An 18154-nucleotide genomic window follows, 5' to 3' on the forward strand; every position below is an offset into this window, starting at 1 on the left:
GCAGTTGCAGTGGTTAGATGTCGCCATTGTTACCTCAGCATCTTTGGTGTTGAGTTTCTTTGCCACCTTGTATCCATCTTACCGCGCATCCCGTGTACAGCCAGCGGAGGCCTTACGCTATGAGTAATTCTTCGATCATTCTCTCGGCACGTGGGTTGCGCAAAACCTACACCTCGGGTCCTCAGCACGTTACCGTTTGGGAAAACGTTAACCTTGATTTATACGCCGGAGAATCCATTGCCATTGTTGGTGCTTCAGGTAGCGGTAAAACGTCATTGCTCAATGCGCTTGGCGGGCTTGATTCCGTGGATGCAGGTGACATCGAAATTGCAGGACATAAACTGAACGACCTAAACGATAAGCAACGAACCCAGTTGCGTAATCGTGACATTGGTTTCGTGTATCAATTTCATCATTTGCTGCCCGAGTTCACGGCATTAGAAAATGTGATGTTGCCGCAGTTGATTGCTGGGGTTTCGCGTAGCGATGCTAAAAAGCGAGCAGAGGAATGCCTAGCACAGCTCGGATTAGCGGCGCGTGGATCACACAAGCCAGCAGAGTTATCAGGGGGCGAGCGTCAACGTACTGCCATTGCTCGCGCGTTGGTCAATAAACCAAAGCTGGTTTTACTTGATGAGCCAACCGGTAACCTCGATCAAGATACCGCCAAGCAGGTTGAGCTTGTGATGGATGAGCTTAGAAATTCTGTTGATACTGCCTTTGTGACAGTGACTCACGATATCGAGTTAGCAGGGCGCATGCAGCGACGTTTTCGCTTACTGGATAAGCAACTACACACTCTATGAGGCGGTTAGTACTAAACTAAATACGAAGATAGAACTAAGCCACTGCAAAGTCAGTGGCTTTTTTTTGACCGAGATTTTATATCTATGGGTTTGGCGGGGTATCGCTGTTTTGGCGGCGCTCGCGGTTGAGCTTACGTTTTTTCCAGTTGCTAGCGACGTGCATGCGCCAAGCGAGTTGGATCGACAAGTAACCACTGACCGCCAAGACGATTCCAACGGTGAGTGAGCCAACGAACAGCGGAATCCAGATAGCAGTAAGTTCGTTTAAAGCCCAGTCGAGCGATAGCTCAATATGGAAATCACCAGGCGGGGTGCCTAGCATCAAAGCACCAAGAAGGTAGGTGCCGTAAAAAATAGGTGGAATGGTAATCGGGTTGCTTATCCATACTAAGCCCATGGATATGGGTAAGTTTGCATTAATGTAGAAAGCAAAAAAAGCGGCGATGCCCATTTGGAAAGGCAGTGGTAAGAAAGCCGTAAATAGCCCGATTAAAAATGCTCGTGCGACGGCGCGCCGGTTTATATGCCAAAGATTTGGTTTGCTAAATAACGGCGACAGGAATTTTAGCGACGGATTTCCCCTAACTTGCTCGGGCGAGGGGAAAAGCTTCTGTAAAAATTTTTTAGGCATGCCTATCGCCGCTGGAAAATCGCGCGCTGATTATGCCGGTATAGCCAAGGAGTGGCAATGTATCTCATCATTCTCTTTATGATTGCAGGCCTTATATTTGGGGTTTTGCTAACACCGAGTCACCTAACGTATTTGTGGGCGCTTAGCAGTTGTGTCTTGGCTGCATGGGTTGGCTGGCATCTTCTTAACCCGCGATTTAAGCCACACTATAACCCATCGCTGCCGGTAAATATCAGCATAGCGTACGGGCGAGTTTGTGTAGTGTTGGTTTTGTTATCGCTTGGTAGTGTTTGGAGTGCGGTTTGGTTATCGCAGCAACTCGAACATCGACTGCCAATGAGCGCAAATGGCTCTGATATATCTCTCTATGGCTGTATTGATCAGGTGTTAGATCGAGAGTTGGTTATACGTAAAGGCGAACCTGTTATCGCTAAGCTGAAACTGCTGTTACAGGTTACCGAGTCTCCTTACTCTCTGCGGTATGTCAGTCTTAGTTGGTATTATCCTAAGCAGAAGTTATCCACTGGCCAGTGTATTCAAGCAACGGTTAGGCTTCGTTCGCCACGTTCGTTTGCTAACGGCCTACCGTTTGATTACGAAGCCTATTTGTTGATCCAAAGTATCGACGCCAGTGGCTACATTAAGGCAATAGATAGCGTTCTTACGAATGAGCAGTATTCACCTGCGGTTCGTCGCAATTTTTGGGTGGAGCAGCTTGCGAATAGCATACCTTTAGGTTCCTGGCCGTGGATTGCTGGCTTAGTATTAGGAGAAAAGGATGCCTTTACCGCCGAGCAATGGCGCTTAGCCCGCAATACCGGAACCCTGCACTTACTGGTCGTGAGTGGTTTGCATGTTGGTTTGATTGCGGTCATCGCCACGCTGATCTCAAATATCATACTCCGTTTAATTGTATTCGTTCGTGGCCGCAGCGTTGGCTTTGCGATTTGGTTCCCTGCGCTCGCTGCGATAGTTGTGTCCGGAGGATATGCTTGGCTGGCGGGCTTCGGCGTTTCTCTGCAGCGGTCATGGCTGATGGTGGTAATCGCTGTGCTCATTTTGCAGTTTGGCTACCGCACTAGACCTTTGTATCCGCTATTACTCGCACTACTACTAATGCTACTGGCTAATCCGCTGGTCATAACACAAGTAGGATTTTGGTTTTCATTCAGTGCCGTTAGTGCCTTGCTGATTTTTTTCTCGGGTCGAAAAACGTCATGGCTTGAGGCGGCGACGTTACCGCAGTGGGTGGTGTTCTGCACGTGCCTGCCGATAGCACTCACCTTTGGCCAGCCGGTAAGTCTGATCCATTGCTTGATTAACTTGATCGCGATCCCAGTGCTGACCCTAGCCTTACTTCCGCTAAGTTTACTGGCGTTAGCAACTCGTTGGGATTGGGTATATAGCTTGTTGGCACAAATAGGCGATTGGTATTGGTATGGCTTGGCTTTGATCGAGCCAGAGCCGAGTTCGGCTGTTTGGTGGTTAGAACCTATCCCATTAGTCTTATGGTTGATATTTCTAATCCTCTTGCGCTTGAGTGGCAATTTTATCTTAGTGATCGGGCTGTTCAGCGTGAATGTGTTTTTGCTGCTTTGCGGCGGTAAACCTGAGCCAGATGTATTGGTAATGCTGGATGTAGGGCAAGGGCAGAGCTTGTACGTTACCAGCCACGGAAAAGCACTTGTGTTTGATACTGGGCCTGCGTTTTCTGCAACCTTTAGTGCTGGCGAAGCGATTCTGATTCCAGACCTGTTACGGCGTGGTGCCAGTGAAATATCGGCACTTATTGTTAGTCACTCTGATCTTGATCATGCCGGTGGCCTCAATGGCGTTTTAACCGGCCCTATACCGATAAAAACGAGCTATTTTGGCCAACCGTTAGCGGTTAATCTTGGCGAATATGCTGCAGAGGGTGGTGCTCCGAGCCACGCGCTATCGTGTCATCGCGACAGCTACTGGCGGGTTTACTCCACTGATTTGGCGATGCGCTTTTTTCCAATTCCTGAAGAGATGCGAACAAGTGATAACGATGCCAGCTGTGTCGTGCAGGTTGTTTGGCACGGACAGCGGATTATGATCTCCGGTGATGCCAGCCAAAGCGTCGAGATGTGGTTGGTTCAAACCTACGGTGGTGAGTTACGGTCGGATATTTTAATTGTCGGCCACCACGGCAGTCGCACTAGCACCGCCGAGCTCTGGCTCGATGCGGTGCGGCCGAAACAGGCTTGGATCAGTGTGGGCTTTCAAAGCCGCTTTGGGCATCCTCACCAAGAGGTGATGGAACGATTAGCTGCCCGCGGGATCGATATCATTCGTACCGATGAGCGAGGTCGTTGGCAAATGAACGCCGACGGCAGTGGCAGCGGGGCGCGCGATGGTTGGCAATTTCTGTGGCGGCAGCCATAAAATTGCTTTGTTAAATCTGGTCATACGCAACAGAGGGGCTTGTCCCTCGGCTGCCTTGTGCTAGAGTACGGCCCAAAATAACTGGCAGGAGTAGCTAGATATGCTGGAGATCATCCAGAGCGGTGGTTGGATGATGGTGCCGATTATTATCGCATCCATCTTAGCGTTGGCCATATCCGTAGAACGGTTTTGGACCTTGCGTGCAACACAAATAGCCCCAGCGGATTTGTTGTCCCGAGTATGGGGATGGATGAAGAATAAGCAGCTAGATGCGAATCGCATTAAAGAGCTGCGCGAATCCAGTCCTCTTGGTCGTGTTTTAGCGGCTGGCTTGATGAACGCGCGTAATGGTCGTCAGATCATGAAAGAAAGCATCGAAGAAGTTGCCTCTCACGAGATTCATGAGATGGAACGCTACCTAAATGCACTGGGTACCGTTGCCGCGGTTGCGCCATTGATGGGCTTATTGGGTACCGTATTCGGTATGATCCAAGTGTTTTCAGAGATCATGATCCAAGGTACGGGTCAGGCTAACGTTTTAGCCGGTGGTATTTCAGAAGCGCTTATTACAACGGCAGCCGGTCTTGTTGTCGCCATTCCAGCCTTGATTTGTCATCGTATTCTTCAGCGTCGCGTTGATGAAATCGTCGTATTCATGGAACAAGAAGCCATTAAATTGGTTGACGTGTTGCATGGGGAGCGCGAAGTTTCTGATCCGGTCGAGTCACGGGAGTCTCGTGCGTGAACTTTAAGCGCCAAAGCCGTGAACAGGTAGAGGTTAACCTCACCCCTTTGATTGATATCGTCTTTCTGTTGCTGATCTTTTTTATGGTATCCACTACCTTCACTAAAGAGCAGCATTTGAATATCGATCTACCAGAGGCAAGTGCTGAAGCATCTGAACAACCGCCTGAATCGTTGGATATTTTGATCACTGCCGCTGGCGAGTATTCAGTGAATGGTCAAAGTTTAGTGAATAACCAACTCGATACGCTAAAGCGAGCATTAACGACCAGCTTAAATGGTCGCGAAACGGCTCCCGTTGTATTGACTGCAGATGCTAAAACGCCGCATGAAGCGGTTGTTCGTGCCATGGATGCCGCAGGTCAGCTGGGTCTTGTTAATCTCAGCATTACTACCCGTCAACCCGTAAAATCTGAGTAATTCATGTCGCAAGAACATACGGCCGGGCGTCTTTACCGACGCCTTCTGACTTACGTCTGGCCCCATCGCTTTGTTTTCGCCGTGAGTATTCTCGGCTTCTTAATGTTCGCATCTTCAGCGCCAGCGCTGGCACACTTGATGGGTGTTGTGCAGCAAACACTGGTAGCGCCTACGCAAAGTAATATCATCTTTCTTGTTGCCGCATTGATGGGGGTTTATTTATACCGAGGTATCGGTACCTTCTTGGGCAAGTATTTTACCGCCATTGTTGGTCGTGAAGTTGTGCATGCGTTGCGCACCGAATTATTTGGAAGAATGCTGCGCTTGCCCAGCCGTTATTACGATGGTGAATCAACTGGGCGTCTTATTTCTCGGGTTATCTTTGATGTTGAGCAAGTTAATGGTGCTTCAACCCGAGCCTTAACCACTGTGGTGCAAGAGGGCGCAACTGTCGTGCTCTTGATGGGGTATCTCATCTGGTTGGATTACACCTTAACGGCGATCTTTTTAGTCATCGTCCCGGTAATGGGATTATTGGTATCGCTTGCGAGCAAGTTCTTCCGTCGTTATAGCCGTCGTATTCAGAAATCAGTTGGTGAGGTCACGCAGATTACCAACGAGTCGATCAGTGGTTACCGTGAGGTGCGGACATACGGTGCAACCGAATACGAAGAAGGGCGCTTCGCTAAAGCCAGCGACAATAATCGCCGCCAAGTAATGAAATTTGAGTTAACGAACGCCATTAGCGTACCGGTTACTCAGCAAGTTATCGCGTTGGGCTTGGGCGTGATGGTGTATCTGATGTTTCAACGCGTAGCGGCTGGTAGCATGACTGCAGAAGCATTTCTGCAGTTTATTACGGCCGCCTCGTTAATCGCTAAGCCAATCCGCGCATTAACCGATATCAACTCTGTCATTCAAAAAGGCTTAACCGCTGCCGAGTCTATTTTCTTGGTATTAGATGCCGATATGGAAAAAGACACAGGAACAGAAGCACTGCCACGCGCCAAGGGCGTTGTATCTTTCAAACACACGCGTTTCCGTTACGACAACGCCGCTGACGAAGCAGTGAAGGGCGTTGATTTAGAGATTCCTGCAGGTACATCCGTGGCCTTTGTTGGCCGCTCCGGCAGTGGTAAAACGACATTGGTCAATCTACTACCGCGTTTTTACGAAGCCAGTGGCGGCGAAATTTTGATCGACGGGCACGATATTCAAAGTTTGACGTTGGATAGTCTGCGCGATCAAATTGCTATCGTGAGCCAGCAGGTAACCCTGTTCAATAGCTCTATTCGTGACAATATCGCCTACGGCTGTTTACAAGATAAGACAGACGAAGAAGTTCTTGCCGCGGCTAAAGCTGCTCATGTCGATGAGTTTATTCAAAAACTCCCTGAAGGCTACGCCACACAGGTGGGTGAAAACGGCGTTATGTTATCGGGCGGTCAACGTCAGCGTATTGCGATTGCGCGTGCTATTTTAAAAAATGCCCCGATCCTGATTTTGGATGAAGCTACATCAGCGCTCGATACCGAATCAGAACGTCATATTCAGGCGGCAATGGAAGAAGTAATGAAGGGCAGAACGACCTTAGTTATTGCTCATCGCCTTAGCACCATTGAAAACGTTGATCGTATCGTGGTGATTGATAACGGCCATGTCGTTGAGCAAGGCTCGCATGCCGACTTGATAAAACAAAACGGCGCTTATGCTCAGCTGCATCAATTGCAATTCAGCGAGCTGTAATGGCCGAGCGCAACGATTCTGCTGGGCTTGGTGCGCGTTTAGCAAAGCGCATCGAGTACAATTGGTACGCTCGCGCTGCCGGTAATTATTGGTTATTGCCACTCTGGCTTATATTCGTTGCAATAAGTTCGCTGCGCTCAATGCTGTTAGCGCCTTTTCGGCGACAAAAGTCCGATCTTACTCCAGTTATCGTTATTGGTAATATCGCGGTCGGAGGCACAGGTAAAACACCTTTAATTACCTATTTGGTTGAGCGCGCACGCAACTTAGGGTTACGTCCTGCGGTGGTATCGCGTGGCTATGGTGGGCATTCCGATACGTATCCATTATTGGTTAGCGACAGCACAGCGGTTGCTCAATGTGGTGACGAGCCAAAACTCTTGCAGCAGCGCTTACAATGCCCTGTCGTGGTTGATCCTAAGCGCAGTCGTGCAGTCGCTGCTCTTAACGCTAAAGTGGATATCATTTTCAGCGACGACGGCTTACAACATTACGCCATGAAGCGCGCCGCTGAAATTATAGTGAGTGATGTGACACGCGGTTTTGGTAATGGCTGGCGTCTGCCGATTGGCCCGCTGCGCGAGCCTATGGCGCGGTTGCAATCGGCGGATTTACATATCGTTAATGGCTCCGATTTTATTGTCGAGCCAAGTGCCTTAATCGAAGGTACGACAGGGCGCAGCGTGCCCTTGGATTTTTTTGCTGGGCAGCAGGTGCATGCCGTAGCGGGGATTGGTAATCCGCAACGTTTTTTTACAACCTTGCGTGCATTAAACTACCAACCCATTGAACATGCCTTCCCAGATCATTACGAATTTACTGATACAGATCTGCGTTGGAATGATGATAAAGCCGTTATCATGACGGAGAAAGATTGGGTCAAATGCGCGGCTTTTAAGCGCGAAAATCAGTGGTATTTGCAGGTAAGCGCGCAACCAACCGAGGCCACAAAAGCCAAACTGGATGCGTTATTAACAAAAGTTTCAGGCGGTACAGCTACGCACTCGTAAGCTGAATGCCGCGCCAGAATTTAAGAGGATGAATTATGGATAAGCAGTTATTAAGCATGCTGGTTTGCCCGCAATGCAAAGGTAAGTTGAAATACGAGCGTGAAGCCCAAGAGCTATTGTGCACGTTTGACGGTTTGGCTTTTCCGATCAAAGACGGCGTTCCTGTCATGTTAGAGGGCGAAGCGCGTCGCATGTCGGAAGAAGAAAAGCTCGATAAAGCCAATGCGGCAACTCATGTGCATGGCGATAAACCGAACGCATGATTCGAGTATTGTTTGTTTGCTTAGGTAATATCTGTCGTTCGCCAACCGCGCACGGAGTTTTACTTGAGCGCCTGCAGCAAGAAGGCTTAGCCGATAAAGTCGAAGTCGATTCGGCGGGCACTGCTGGCTGGCATATTGGCAAGCCTGCGGATGAACGTGCTCAAAAAGCGGCTGCTGCGCGTGGATTCGATTTATCTAAATTACGTGCGCGCCAAGTTCAGGTTGGCGATTTTAGCGAATTTGACTATGTGCTAGCAATGGATGAATCCAACCTTGAAAATCTCAAGGTCTTATTGGTTCAGGCTAAAACTTCGGCCAATACATCCGCTAAAAAACTGACCGAACCTAAACTGTTTTTACGAACTTATAGCCGTAGTTATGACGAGCACGAAGTGCCCGATCCATATTACGGCGGCGACTCAGGTTTTCGGCATGTTCTTGATTTAATCGAAGATGCTTGCGACGGCTTGATCGACGATATTCGTAAGCAGCTGCGGTAAATCATTAATGACGGTGAATATTCAGCATCAAGTTGATTTAACCAGTGCCAATACACTTGGGCTTTCGGGCCGAGCAGCAGCGTTTGCGCATTACACATCGCTCGGCTCTCTAATCGAATTACAACAATCGGCTCGCGAATTAAACCTTCCTATGCGCGTACTGAGTGGCGGCAGCAATATTTTATTGGCGGAGCACGTCAATGCTTTGGTCATAAAACCCGCCGCAAACAATATTCGCTTAATTCGTGAAAATAATACCCACGCTTGGGTTGATGTGGATGCGGGCGTTGATTGGCATCAGTGGGTATGTGCCAGCATTAATTATGGTCACGGATTAGAGAACTTGGCATTAATACCGGGTTTGGTAGGCGCAGCACCCGTTCAGAATATCGGAGCGTACGGTGTTGAAGCTGGCGACTTTATTGAGCAGCTTGTTGGATACCAACTGAGTACCCAGCAGCTGCGAGTGCTGTCTGGTGACGAATGTCGTTTTAGCTATCGGAACTCGATATTTAAGCGCGAATTCAAGAATGATTTTGTGATTATGCGAGTGCGTTTTCGTCTGCAAAAACACTTTACGCCGACATTAAATTACGCGCCGTTAGATCAACTTACTGCAGATCGCCTGACCCCCGCAGAATTAATTAACGCCGTTGTAGATGTGCGCAGTTCTAAACTGCCTGATCCAAAAATAATACCGAATGCCGGTTCGTTTTTTCACAATCCCGTTGTAACAGAAGTATTTGCGGTAGAGCTTCGTGAGCGCTTTCCAACTATGCCTCAATATGTGCAACCGGTCGGGGTAAAATTGGCGGCGGGGTGGTTGATTGATCAATGTGGTTTTAAAGGCAAAGCCTTTGGGCCAGTATCTATGTATGAGAAACAAGCACTGGTATTAACCACCAGTAAAGGCGCAACATTATCCGATGTGCATAATTTGCAAAAAATAGTGCAAACCAAGGTATATAAAACATTTGGTGTTTGGTTGGTGCCGGAGCCGCAGGTATTTGATTAGTTAGTCTGCCGAATATCGAGACGAATTTTATAGCTAATAAAAAAGCCTGTGCGGATTCCCGTCCAGGCTTTTTTAATTAAAACGAGAACTTAGATAACTGCGGGGCTGAGTCTTTCTCCCAGCGAATCATCCAGCCATTCTCATCGCTCCAGTCTCCCAGAACAATACGCTCACGTTGCTCGCCGCTGAATTCCCATAAATGAGTATTCGGGCGATGCGTGTGGCCGTGAATCAAACGAGAGACACCAGCATTGGTCATGACGTTATCGACTTCGTCTTGCGTCACATCCATGATGTCATTCGCTTTCATTTGCTGGCTAGATTGGCTTTCAGCACGAGCGTGCGCGGCAAATGCCACACGCGCTTCCATCGGCTTACTTAAAAAATCGGCTTTCCATAATGGATTGCGCAGCATTTGGCGCACCTTCATGTACTCAACGTCGCGAGTACATAAGCTATCACCATGCATCAGCAGGGCAGTGTCGTCACCTATGGTGATGACTGTCCCTTCATCAAGCAGTTTCGCGCCACATTCTTTGGCAAACTGTTCGCCCATCAAAAAATCGCGATTACCGTGCATAAAGTACACGGCAATACCCGAATCACTCAGCTGCTTAAGCGAGTGTTTAATTCGCTCGCTCAGTTCATCTTGATAATCATCGCCAAGCCAAGTTTCAAAAAAATCGCCAAGAATATAGAGCGACTCAGTAGCTTGAGCGCCTGCTTCCTTGAGACCCTTAAGTAAACCAAAGAAGCCTTCCGCCATTTTGGGGTGTCGGGCTTCAAGGTGAAGGTCTGAAATAAAATAATGAGCCATTAGTCAGCCTGTGCAGCTTTCTCTGAATCTTCGATAACAACCGCTTTCTCGATGATTACATCGTCAGCAGGAACGTCTTGGTGGCCCATTTTCGTGGTGGTGCGAACCGCTTTGATGCGGTTAACCACATCCATACCGTCAACCACTTCACCGAATACCGCGTAACCCCAGCCTTGAGAGTCTTTTGCTGTGTGGTTTAAGAACGTGTTGTCAGCAACGTTGATAAAGAACTGCGCGCTCGCAGAGTGTGGGTCCATGGTACGAGCCATAGCCAAGGTGCCTTTGGTGTTCTTTAGTCCGTTGTCTGCTTCGTTTTCGATACTGTCGTTGGTTTCTTTGCTCTTCATGCCCGGCTCAAAACCGCCACCTTGAACCATGAAACCGTCGATAACACGGTGAAAAATCACGCCATCATAGAAGCCTTCTTTTACATACTTTTCGAAGTTTGCAGCGGTTTTTGGCGCTTTTTCGAAGTTCAGTTCAATTTTGATGTCGCCGAAGTTGGTTTTTAGCAGGATCATCTTGTGCCTCAGAGTTAGAAATCGAGTATCCCTATACGGGATGGAACGCGTATAATACCGCCTTTTTCGCGGCCTTACAGCGCCGACGCGGTTTCTTGTTGTTGAAATAGGTTATTTTCTCAGCAAAACACGAATTCGTATTGAAACCTGTACCAATACTTTATGGATGGTTATGACTGATACAACTGCCAACACAGCGAATACTAGCGCTAACTTTATCGCTAAAATTATTCAAGATGACCTCGATAACGGGCGCGTCACTGAGGTGGTTACTCGTTTCCCGCCCGAGCCGAACGGTTATTTACACGTGGGCCATGCTAAGTCGGTATGTTTGAACTTCGGCTTGGCTGAGCAGTTTGGTGGTCGTTGTAACCTGCGTTTTGACGACACCAACCCAGAGAAAGAAAGCCAAGAATTTATCAACGCCATCAAAGATGACATCACTTGGTTGGGCTTTCAGTGGGCGGGCGAGATTCATTACGCTTCCGATTACTTCGATCAACTGCACGACTGGGCCGTCAATCTGATTGAATCGGGCAATGCCTACGTGTGTGATTTGTCGGCTGATCAAGCGCGCGAATACCGTGGCACCCTGACCGAAGCCGGTAAGCCAAGCCCATACCGCGAGCGCAGCGTTGCTGAAAACCTAGACTTGTTTGCTCGCATGCGTGCTGGCGAATTCGACGAAGGCGCTAAGGTATTGCGCGCTAAAATCGACATGGCATCGCCTAACATGAATATGCGCGATCCGATTTTGTATCGCATTCGTAAGGTTCATCATCACCAAACTGGCGACAAGTGGTGCATCTACCCGAACTACGATTTTACTCATGGCCAATCGGATGCGATTGAAGGCATTACACACTCAGTGTGTACTCTTGAGTTTGAAGATCACCGTCCGCTGTATGAATGGTTCTTGGCCAACTTGCCAGTGCCTGCGCAGCCGCGTCAGTATGAATTTGGTCGGTTAAACCTCGACTACACCGTGACCTCTAAGCGCAAGCTAAAATCCTTGGTTGATGAGAAAGTGGTTGCCGGTTGGGATGACCCACGTATGCCGACTATCTCTGGTATGCGCCGTCGTGGTTTTACCCCGCGCTCGGTACGTAACTTTTGCGACATGATTGGTGTGAGCCGTAGCGATGGCATGGTCGATGTGGCTATGCTAGAACACGCCCTGCGTGACGACCTGAACAAAAACGCACCACGCGCCATGTGCGTGATTAATCCGCTTAAAGTCGTGATTGAAAACCTGCCAGCAGATCATTTAGAAATGGTCGCTGCGGATTATCACCACGAGCTGGATTTGGGTGCGCGTGATATGCCGTTTACCCGCGAAATCTTTATCGATCAAGACGACTTTAAAGAAGAATACAGCAAGAAATTCAAAAAGAAATTTACCCCAGGTAAGCGTATCCGTTTGCGTCATTCATATGTAATTGAAGCAACCAGCTACGACAAAGACGAGCAGGGCAATGTTGTGCTGGTGCGCGCCAACCTGATCGAAGGCACACTCGGTACAAATCCAGCCGATGGCGATAATCCAAAAGGCGTTGTGCATTGGGTGTCGGCCTCTCACGGCATACCAGCCGAGCTGCGTTTATACGAGCGCTTATTTACCCATGCGTCGCCAGATAAAACCGACGGCGACTTTATGGAATACGTGAATACCGATTCACTCAAAGTGGTCACCGCATGGGTAGAACCGGCATTGGCCAACGTCGGCCCAGAAAGCAACTTCCAGTTTGAGCGCGAAGGCTATTACGTATCGGATCGTTACGATCACGCCGCGGATAAGCCAGTATTCAACCTCACCATCGGTTTGCGTGAAGACAAATCACTGACAGAAGAATAAGGAACACCATGAGCTTGCAGATATACAACACACTCACTCGCCAGAAAGAGACTTTTAAGCCCTTAGTAGAGGGTAAGGTCGGCATGTATGTGTGTGGCATGACGGTTTACGACTTCTGTCATTTGGGTCATGCGCGAGCGTTCTTAGCCTTTGATTTGATCGTGCGTTATATGCGTCATATCGGGCTGGACGTGAACTACATTCGTAACGTCACCGATATCGACGACAAAATCATCAAGCGCGCCAATGAAAATGGCGAACCGTTTTTAGATTTAGTCGATCGCTTTGCCAACGCCATGAACGAAGACTTCGATCAACTCGGCATTGGCCGCCCAACGCACGAACCTCGCGCCACGGCGCACATCGACGACATTATTAAATTAGTAAGCACCTTGATTGATAAAGGCTTTGCCTACGCTGTGCCTAACGGCGACGTGTATTACCGCGTGCGCAAATTCGACGGTTACGGCAAACTCTCGGGCAAAGTACTGGATGATCTTGAAGCAGGTTCGCGTGTTGACGTTGATACCGACAAAGAAGACCCACTCGATTTCGTATTGTGGAAAGCCGCTAAACCAGACGAGCCACATTGGGAATCGCCATGGGGCATTGGTCGACCGGGCTGGCACATCGAATGTTCGGCCATGTCGACTTGCTGCTTAGGCGAAACTTTCGATATTCATGGCGGTGGGCCAGACCTTAAATTCCCGCACCATGAAAACGAAATTGCCCAAAGCGAAGCCGCCACCGGTAAAACTTACGCCAATACCTGGATACATGCCGGTGCATTGCGTTTAGGCGAAGAAAAAATGTCTAAATCATTAGGCAACTTCTTTACCATTCGCGATATTTTGGAAAAATACGACGGCGAAGTGGTGCGCTTCTTCTTGATCTCAAGCCATTACCGCTCGCACGTAAGCTATATGGATAACAGCCTTGATGACGCGCACGGCAAACTCGCGCGTTTTTACAACGCGTTATCCAGCGTTGAAACCGGCGGCGTTGTATTAGACGTTAAAGACCTAGATAACGATTACTCAGCGCGCTTCCATACCGCGATGGACGACGACTTTAATACCCCAGAAGCCATTGCCGCTTTATTCGACCTTGTGCGCGAAGTGAATAAAACCACCGGCGAAGAACAGCTCGCATTAGCAGGCCAGTTAAAATACTTAGGCGGCGTATTAGGTTGCCTACAAGCCGACCCGCAAACGTTTTTGCAAGCCGGTGCTGGCGACGAAGCCGCATGGATTGAAGAAATGATCGCCAAGCGTATCGCCGCGAAAAAAGCCAAAGACTTCGCCACCGCCGATGCGGTACGTGATGAACTGGTTGCCAAAGGCATAGTATTAAAAGACGGGCCAGAAGGGACGGTTTGGACTAAATCGTAACGGGTTTGGTTGGTTGAAAAACGAAACGCCGGGCAATGCCCGGCGTTTTTGTGTTTGTTGTTTTAAAGATTACGAAGTGAATCTTATGACCTTAGGGTGTGTATAACCGGTATAGTAGTTGTTTTATATATGTACTAGAATGGGCCTCGGCTTATGGGCAGATTTTTAGTTCGCGTTTCGCGATCAGTGAAAAAATTGTCCGTTCGGATTGCCTCATATAGTATGTCCATATGCTTATAGAGAATATATACATACGGCCTAGGAGTGCCCATAAGCCACCACTAATATGGTGTATTGAATGTCAAAGCTTAAATGCTTGAAATCGGTCTCTACCAAGCCTGATTTTGCGAATATTTTAGGGGTGGATGCTGCTTTTTTAACTCGTTGTTTATATGTTAATAAGCCGGAAACTCAATACCATCAATTCTCCATTCCTAAAAAATCTGGAGGCTCAAGAGTTATCAGTGCGCCATCCGGAGAACTGAAGAGCCTTCAAAAAAACTTATCTAATCTTTTACTAGACTGCATTGATGAACTTAATGCTAAGAGGTATCCAAGCTCGCAGTGGTCAAATCCCAAGCTTCGGAAAAATGGCGAATCAGATTATGCAGCCGAAGTATTAAAGATCAAAATCCCCACAGTAGAGACAAAGCAACCTTCTTTGTCTCACGGTTTTGTAAGGGAACGATCTATAATTACTAATGCGATGATGCATATAGGCAAGAAGCACGTGCTTAATATTGACTTAAAAGATTTTTTTGATAGTTTTAACTTTGGTCGAGTGCGCGGGTTTTTCATTAAGAATGTCAACTTCCAGTTGGATCCCGATATTGCGACTGTCATTGCACAGATAGCCTGTTATGACAATAAGCTCCCACAAGGAAGTCCATGCTCCCCCGTAATAACTAATTTAATTACTCATAGTTTAGATATACGTTTGTCATCTTTAGCCAGAAAGTATAAATGTACTTATACGAGATATGCTGACGATATCACTTTCTCTACGCGGGAAGCAGAGTTTCCTTTTCAAATAATGAGGCAAAATTCTAATGGATACTTAGCTGGAAAAAGATTAAAACGTGAAGTTCAAAGGGCGGGTTTTGCTATTAATAGCAAAAAAACGCGCATCCAATTCAAAAGCTCAAGGCAAGACGTTACTGGTCTTGTGGTAAATAAAAAGCCTAATACCAAAAAAGAATATTGGCGTTTAGCTAGGGCAAAGTGCAATAGACTATTTAAAACCGGTAGGTTTACATCGGTCAAAAATGGTATTGAGGTCGAAGGTAATCTTGATGTTTTAGAAGGGCAATTGAACTTTATTGATCAAGTAGATCACTATAATCGTTTGAGGCAAAAGCCTCCATTAATTTCTGAGTATTCTCTAAATAATTTCGGGAAATATACTAAGAAATTACTCACGGGAAGGGAGAAGACATTTAGTCAATTTCTATATTACCGCCTATTTTGTGGTAATGAAAAACCTACAATTTTGTGTGAAGGGAAAACTGATAATATCTATTTGAAAGCTGCAATTAGTGAACTGAGTGAAAGCTACCCTTTATTGGCTGGTTTTAAAGGTGGGGAGTATGAACTTTTAATTCGTTTTGTTGAGTACTCTAAGCGAACACGCTTTCTTCTGGAAATATTTGGTGGTGCAGATTATCTTTTTGGTTTTATTTCTAACTTTGAAAAAAATATGAAGTTGTATGAAGCGATTGAACCAAAAAATCCGGTAATTATATTCTTAGATAATGATGAAGGTCCGCAGCAGATTGTTAATCTACTAAAATCAAAAAAATTCATTGATAAAATTGAAGTTGTACCATTGAATTCAAATGGAAGTAATGATGTGAGGCAGGCTAGCTTTATACATGTGGTTAAGAATTTATATGTTATTTTTACTCCTTTAATCAATGGTGCTGAAAAAACTGATATAGAGTTTTGTTTCGACGATAAGACTAGGCTTATTAAGCACGCAAATGGAAAGTTTTTTAATACAGTGAAGGATCGAGATTCTGCTAAAGACTTGAGTAAGGATTCATTCGCAACACATATCATCAAAGAACATAAATCGAGTATTGACTTTACCGGACTGAAACCATTGCTGGACTCTATGGTAAGCGTGATCAACCACTACAAAAATAAATAAGACATATATAGACGCTCCCACGGTGTCAAGGCATGACTCGGCCATAGCGCCTTCACACCCTTGATAAACCTTTTTCTCACGTTCGTCGTTTGGAATTTAAGGGGTCAGAGTCGTTGATTTTACGAGGTTCAATAGATTCAAGGAGATTCACAAGGAGATTGGTAGTTGCGTGGACAGTCATATTCAGAGAGTAGTCGGACACATCGACAGGGGCAGTCATCAATATTGCTGTGACTGGGCGAGAGGATAACGACATTACGCAAACTTCTTATCGAGATGCACTTAGGACGTGGAGCCTATACCTTGACATTTAAAATATGCCTGATAATCTGTCGGTAATGCATTCGTTTCAAGGTGCATGGGCAGCGAAGCCTGAGGCCAGCTCTATTCGTACAGTGTCAATCACAAGCTATCTTTAGCGAAATTAACTTGATTAATTCTGCTTGGTAACTGGAGCAATAAGCAGATGAGAAATTAATCATGATTATTTTGACCAGCCAAGAATTCAATAGCCTCACAAAAATAGCCCAAAAAGCCCTCAAAGAATTTGGATATAGTGTAAAAACCAGTAGGTTAAAGGACGATATTGCGCATTCTTGCGGCTACAAAAGCGCAAATGGATTACTTCATGATTTACCATGTTTTTTGACATTTAAAGATCTGAATAAGAAGACATTTGAAAAAGTGTTGCTAGAAAAGCACAATGTTAAGATTCCCGATTTCTCGAAATTATTGAATTTGATGGACTATTATATGAATAATAGTTTACATAGTAGAGAGTTATTGAAATCTGAATTTCGCGTTGATTATTCAGGTATGAAAGGAATTGGTAGTGGTGCTTTAAATGCTAAAGGTGAAGGATTGTTAGAGGACGGAATTCCCTTTTTAGTAATCATGCCCGAGCAACTTGTCATATATCCCCAGATTATTACTAACATCGATATGCTCTCTGTGCCGAATAATGATATGTATCAACGGCTTCAGTTGCCTAACGGCTTGTCTTTATCTGATATACAAGACTTTTTAAGTAGGGATGAAACTATTTTTAACCTTAGTCAGTTGAAAGCAGGATTTACTATCTACTCTAGTCCAGGGAAGCTTAGGTACGGAAGGCTTTCTAAGAGTGCTAAACAAGCTGTGGAGTCATTGAAAAATGATATTTGTAGATTACTTGGAAAGTCTGAGCCGATAACTCTATCGTTGTGATGACTCTATCGTTGTGACAAGTTAAGCGAGAAGGCGCCCATGTGGGCGTTCTTCTCGGAGTCCTACGTACGGCAATATATAAAACAGTCAAGATAAGAGAGAAGGCGGCAATTCACGCTCTTATATTTCCACGGCAAGATTTAAGTACTCATAGGACAGTCTTCATAAGAGAATGAACGGAAAGTCATTCTCTTAAATTCTCGCGACAAAATACTTTTAGGCTGGAGGAGGGTGCGGCGGATTTTTTAGCGATATTGCTTAAAATTAGCGATTTTTAGGCGAGACTAAACCGCAGAAGGCTTCTGAATTAGGGTGGGGTGTGTTGAATTAGATTGTCGAGGTTACGAAAGCCTTAATTTACAGGCTTGAATTCCCGCTGTTCGTCGTCGTTCTTTTTGTTTGTCCCAGAAAAAGATCATTTTTGATTTCACTTCATTAACTGCACCAACGACGCCTTTGATCTCAGATTCGAAATTCTGGGTAATATAGAGCCAGTGTTCGGCATCAATACCTAATCGATTCATAATTGCAGGTTCAGCTTCAGAAATGGAGCCTCGTTTATTTTCTCGTATTTGGCGGCCAGTCCAGTCGACTAACTCTAAATAGTCCGTCAGGCGCATTGGGATTCCCTCAGGCATATCCTGTTTAGGGTTTCCGGCAAAGTTGAGAAG

The 18154-nt window shown here is 46.5% G+C and carries 16 protein-coding genes and 1 pseudogene; 13 read left to right on the plus strand and 4 right to left on the minus strand.

Annotated features, from left to right (window positions below; all coding sequences use genetic code 11):
- Nucleotides 1-119: 119 nt before the first annotated feature.
- Nucleotides 120-806, plus strand: a complete 687-nt coding sequence (locus tag UXZ23_RS04115) for an ABC transporter ATP-binding protein (protein WP_320819377.1) — start codon at nt 120-122, stop codon at nt 804-806.
- A gap of 82 nt (nt 807-888) precedes the next feature.
- On the opposite strand, the gene UXZ23_RS04120 is transcribed toward UXZ23_RS04115, so the two are convergent.
- Entirely contained in the window at nt 889-1437 is a 549-nt protein-coding gene (locus UXZ23_RS04120) for a DUF2062 domain-containing protein (RefSeq protein ID WP_320819378.1), read from the minus strand.
- Nucleotides 1438-1494: 57 nt separating this feature from the next.
- On the opposite strand from UXZ23_RS04120, the gene UXZ23_RS04125 reads away from it, so the two are divergent.
- The 8 genes from UXZ23_RS04125 to murB all read left to right on the plus strand — a co-directional run bounded on the left by UXZ23_RS04125 (nt 1495) and on the right by murB (nt 9544).
- Complete coding sequence (locus UXZ23_RS04125; RefSeq protein ID WP_320819379.1) at nt 1495-3846, plus strand: DNA internalization-related competence protein ComEC/Rec2; 2352 nt, start codon at nt 1495-1497, stop codon at nt 3844-3846.
- A gap of 100 nt (nt 3847-3946) precedes the next feature.
- Nucleotides 3947-4591, plus strand: coding sequence for a MotA/TolQ/ExbB proton channel family protein (locus UXZ23_RS04130; RefSeq protein ID WP_015487021.1), 645 nt, complete (start codon nt 3947-3949; stop codon nt 4589-4591).
- Complete coding sequence (locus UXZ23_RS04135; protein ID WP_320819380.1) at nt 4588-5010, plus strand: biopolymer transporter ExbD; 423 nt, start codon at nt 4588-4590, stop codon at nt 5008-5010. The genes UXZ23_RS04130 and UXZ23_RS04135 overlap by 4 nt, the downstream gene beginning before the upstream one ends.
- Before the next feature lie 3 nt (nt 5011-5013).
- A complete protein-coding gene (gene msbA / locus UXZ23_RS04140; RefSeq protein ID WP_320819381.1) occupies nt 5014-6756 on the plus strand; it encodes a lipid A export permease/ATP-binding protein MsbA in 1743 nt (580 codons plus the stop codon).
- Nucleotides 6756-7766 (plus strand): tetraacyldisaccharide 4'-kinase, encoded by a 1011-nt coding sequence (gene lpxK, locus UXZ23_RS04145; protein ID WP_320819382.1) that lies wholly within the window; start codon nt 6756-6758, stop codon nt 7764-7766. Before msbA ends, lpxK begins: the two co-directional genes overlap by 1 nt.
- A 35-nt stretch (nt 7767-7801) precedes the next feature.
- Nucleotides 7802-8029, plus strand: coding sequence for a Trm112 family protein (locus UXZ23_RS04150; RefSeq protein WP_025265456.1), 228 nt, complete (start codon nt 7802-7804; stop codon nt 8027-8029).
- The gene (locus tag UXZ23_RS04155) at nt 8026-8529 is read left to right on the plus strand and encodes a low molecular weight protein-tyrosine-phosphatase (RefSeq protein ID WP_320819383.1); all 504 of its coding nucleotides are present in this window, start codon (nt 8026-8028) and stop codon (nt 8527-8529) included. Before UXZ23_RS04150 ends, UXZ23_RS04155 begins: the two co-directional genes overlap by 4 nt.
- Before the next feature lie 7 nt (nt 8530-8536).
- Nucleotides 8537-9544, plus strand: coding sequence for a UDP-N-acetylmuramate dehydrogenase (murB, locus tag UXZ23_RS04160; RefSeq protein WP_320819384.1), 1008 nt, complete (start codon nt 8537-8539; stop codon nt 9542-9544).
- A 76-nt stretch (nt 9545-9620) separates the two neighbouring features.
- Here the strand turns inward: murB and UXZ23_RS04165 are convergent, their stop codons facing one another.
- Entirely contained in the window at nt 9621-10361 is a 741-nt protein-coding gene (locus tag UXZ23_RS04165; RefSeq protein WP_320819385.1) for a UDP-2,3-diacylglucosamine diphosphatase, read from the minus strand.
- Nucleotides 10361-10882: a peptidylprolyl isomerase gene (locus UXZ23_RS04170; RefSeq protein WP_320819386.1), complete on the minus strand. Its 522-nt coding sequence runs from the start codon at nt 10880-10882 to the stop codon at nt 10361-10363. Before UXZ23_RS04170 ends, UXZ23_RS04165 begins: the two co-directional genes overlap by 1 nt.
- Nucleotides 10883-11048: 166 nt before the next feature.
- On the opposite strand from UXZ23_RS04170, the gene UXZ23_RS04175 reads away from it, so the two are divergent.
- The 4 genes from UXZ23_RS04175 (at nt 11049) to UXZ23_RS04190 (ending at nt 17483) form a co-directional block, all read left to right on the plus strand.
- On the plus strand, nt 11049-12737 hold the full coding sequence (locus UXZ23_RS04175; RefSeq protein ID WP_414491457.1) for a glutamine--tRNA ligase/YqeY domain fusion protein: 1689 nt from the start codon (nt 11049-11051) through the stop codon (nt 12735-12737).
- Nucleotides 12738-12745: 8 nt separating this feature from the next.
- Nucleotides 12746-14128 (plus strand): cysteine--tRNA ligase, encoded by a 1383-nt coding sequence (gene cysS, locus UXZ23_RS04180; RefSeq protein WP_320819388.1) that lies wholly within the window; start codon nt 12746-12748, stop codon nt 14126-14128.
- Between the two features lie 298 nt (nt 14129-14426).
- Nucleotides 14427-16277 (plus strand): retron Ec67 family RNA-directed DNA polymerase/endonuclease, encoded by a 1851-nt coding sequence (locus UXZ23_RS04185; protein ID WP_320819389.1) that lies wholly within the window; start codon nt 14427-14429, stop codon nt 16275-16277.
- A 480-nt stretch (nt 16278-16757) separates the two neighbouring features.
- Nucleotides 16758-17483 carry a hypothetical protein gene (locus UXZ23_RS04190; RefSeq protein ID WP_320819390.1) on the plus strand — a complete coding sequence of 242 codons (726 nt, stop codon included), beginning with the start codon at nt 16758-16760 and terminating at the stop codon, nt 17481-17483.
- A gap of 341 nt (nt 17484-17824) precedes the next feature.
- Here the strand turns inward: UXZ23_RS04190 and UXZ23_RS04195 are convergent.
- Nucleotides 17825-18154, minus strand: a pseudogene (locus UXZ23_RS04195) (alpha-amylase family glycosyl hydrolase); the annotation flags it as partial.

Origin of the sequence: Thalassolituus sp. (assembly GCF_034111725.1) — a bacterium.
Lineage (GTDB): Bacteria > Pseudomonadota > Gammaproteobacteria > Pseudomonadales > Oceanobacteraceae > Thalassolituus.

Excerpts from the sequence above, each read along its gene's own strand:
- cysS (WP_320819388.1), top strand. The coding sequence starts at position 12,746 with ATGAGCTTGCAGATATACAACACACTCACTCGCCAGAAAGAGACTTTT.
- msbA (WP_320819381.1), top strand. The coding sequence starts at position 5,014 with ATGTCGCAAGAACATACGGCCGGGCGTCTTTACCGACGCCTTCTGACT.
- UXZ23_RS04120 (WP_320819378.1), bottom strand. The coding sequence starts at position 1,437 with ATGCCTAAAAAATTTTTACAGAAGCTTTTCCCCTCGCCCGAGCAAGTT.
- UXZ23_RS04150 (WP_025265456.1), top strand. The coding sequence starts at position 7,802 with ATGGATAAGCAGTTATTAAGCATGCTGGTTTGCCCGCAATGCAAAGGT.
- UXZ23_RS04165 (WP_320819385.1), bottom strand. The coding sequence starts at position 10,361 with ATGGCTCATTATTTTATTTCAGACCTTCACCTTGAAGCCCGACACCCC.
- UXZ23_RS04170 (WP_320819386.1), bottom strand. The coding sequence starts at position 10,882 with ATGATCCTGCTAAAAACCAACTTCGGCGACATCAAAATTGAACTGAAC.
- UXZ23_RS04115 (WP_320819377.1), top strand. The coding sequence starts at position 120 with ATGAGTAATTCTTCGATCATTCTCTCGGCACGTGGGTTGCGCAAAACC.
- murB (WP_320819384.1), top strand. The coding sequence starts at position 8,537 with ATGACGGTGAATATTCAGCATCAAGTTGATTTAACCAGTGCCAATACA.
- UXZ23_RS04185 (WP_320819389.1), top strand. The coding sequence starts at position 14,427 with ATGTCAAAGCTTAAATGCTTGAAATCGGTCTCTACCAAGCCTGATTTT.
- UXZ23_RS04155 (WP_320819383.1), top strand. The coding sequence starts at position 8,026 with ATGATTCGAGTATTGTTTGTTTGCTTAGGTAATATCTGTCGTTCGCCA.
- lpxK (WP_320819382.1), top strand. The coding sequence starts at position 6,756 with ATGGCCGAGCGCAACGATTCTGCTGGGCTTGGTGCGCGTTTAGCAAAG.
- UXZ23_RS04175 (WP_414491457.1), top strand. The coding sequence starts at position 11,049 with ATGGTTATGACTGATACAACTGCCAACACAGCGAATACTAGCGCTAAC.
- UXZ23_RS04125 (WP_320819379.1), top strand. The coding sequence starts at position 1,495 with ATGTATCTCATCATTCTCTTTATGATTGCAGGCCTTATATTTGGGGTT.
- UXZ23_RS04190 (WP_320819390.1), top strand. The coding sequence starts at position 16,758 with ATGATTATTTTGACCAGCCAAGAATTCAATAGCCTCACAAAAATAGCC.
- UXZ23_RS04130 (WP_015487021.1), top strand. The coding sequence starts at position 3,947 with ATGCTGGAGATCATCCAGAGCGGTGGTTGGATGATGGTGCCGATTATT.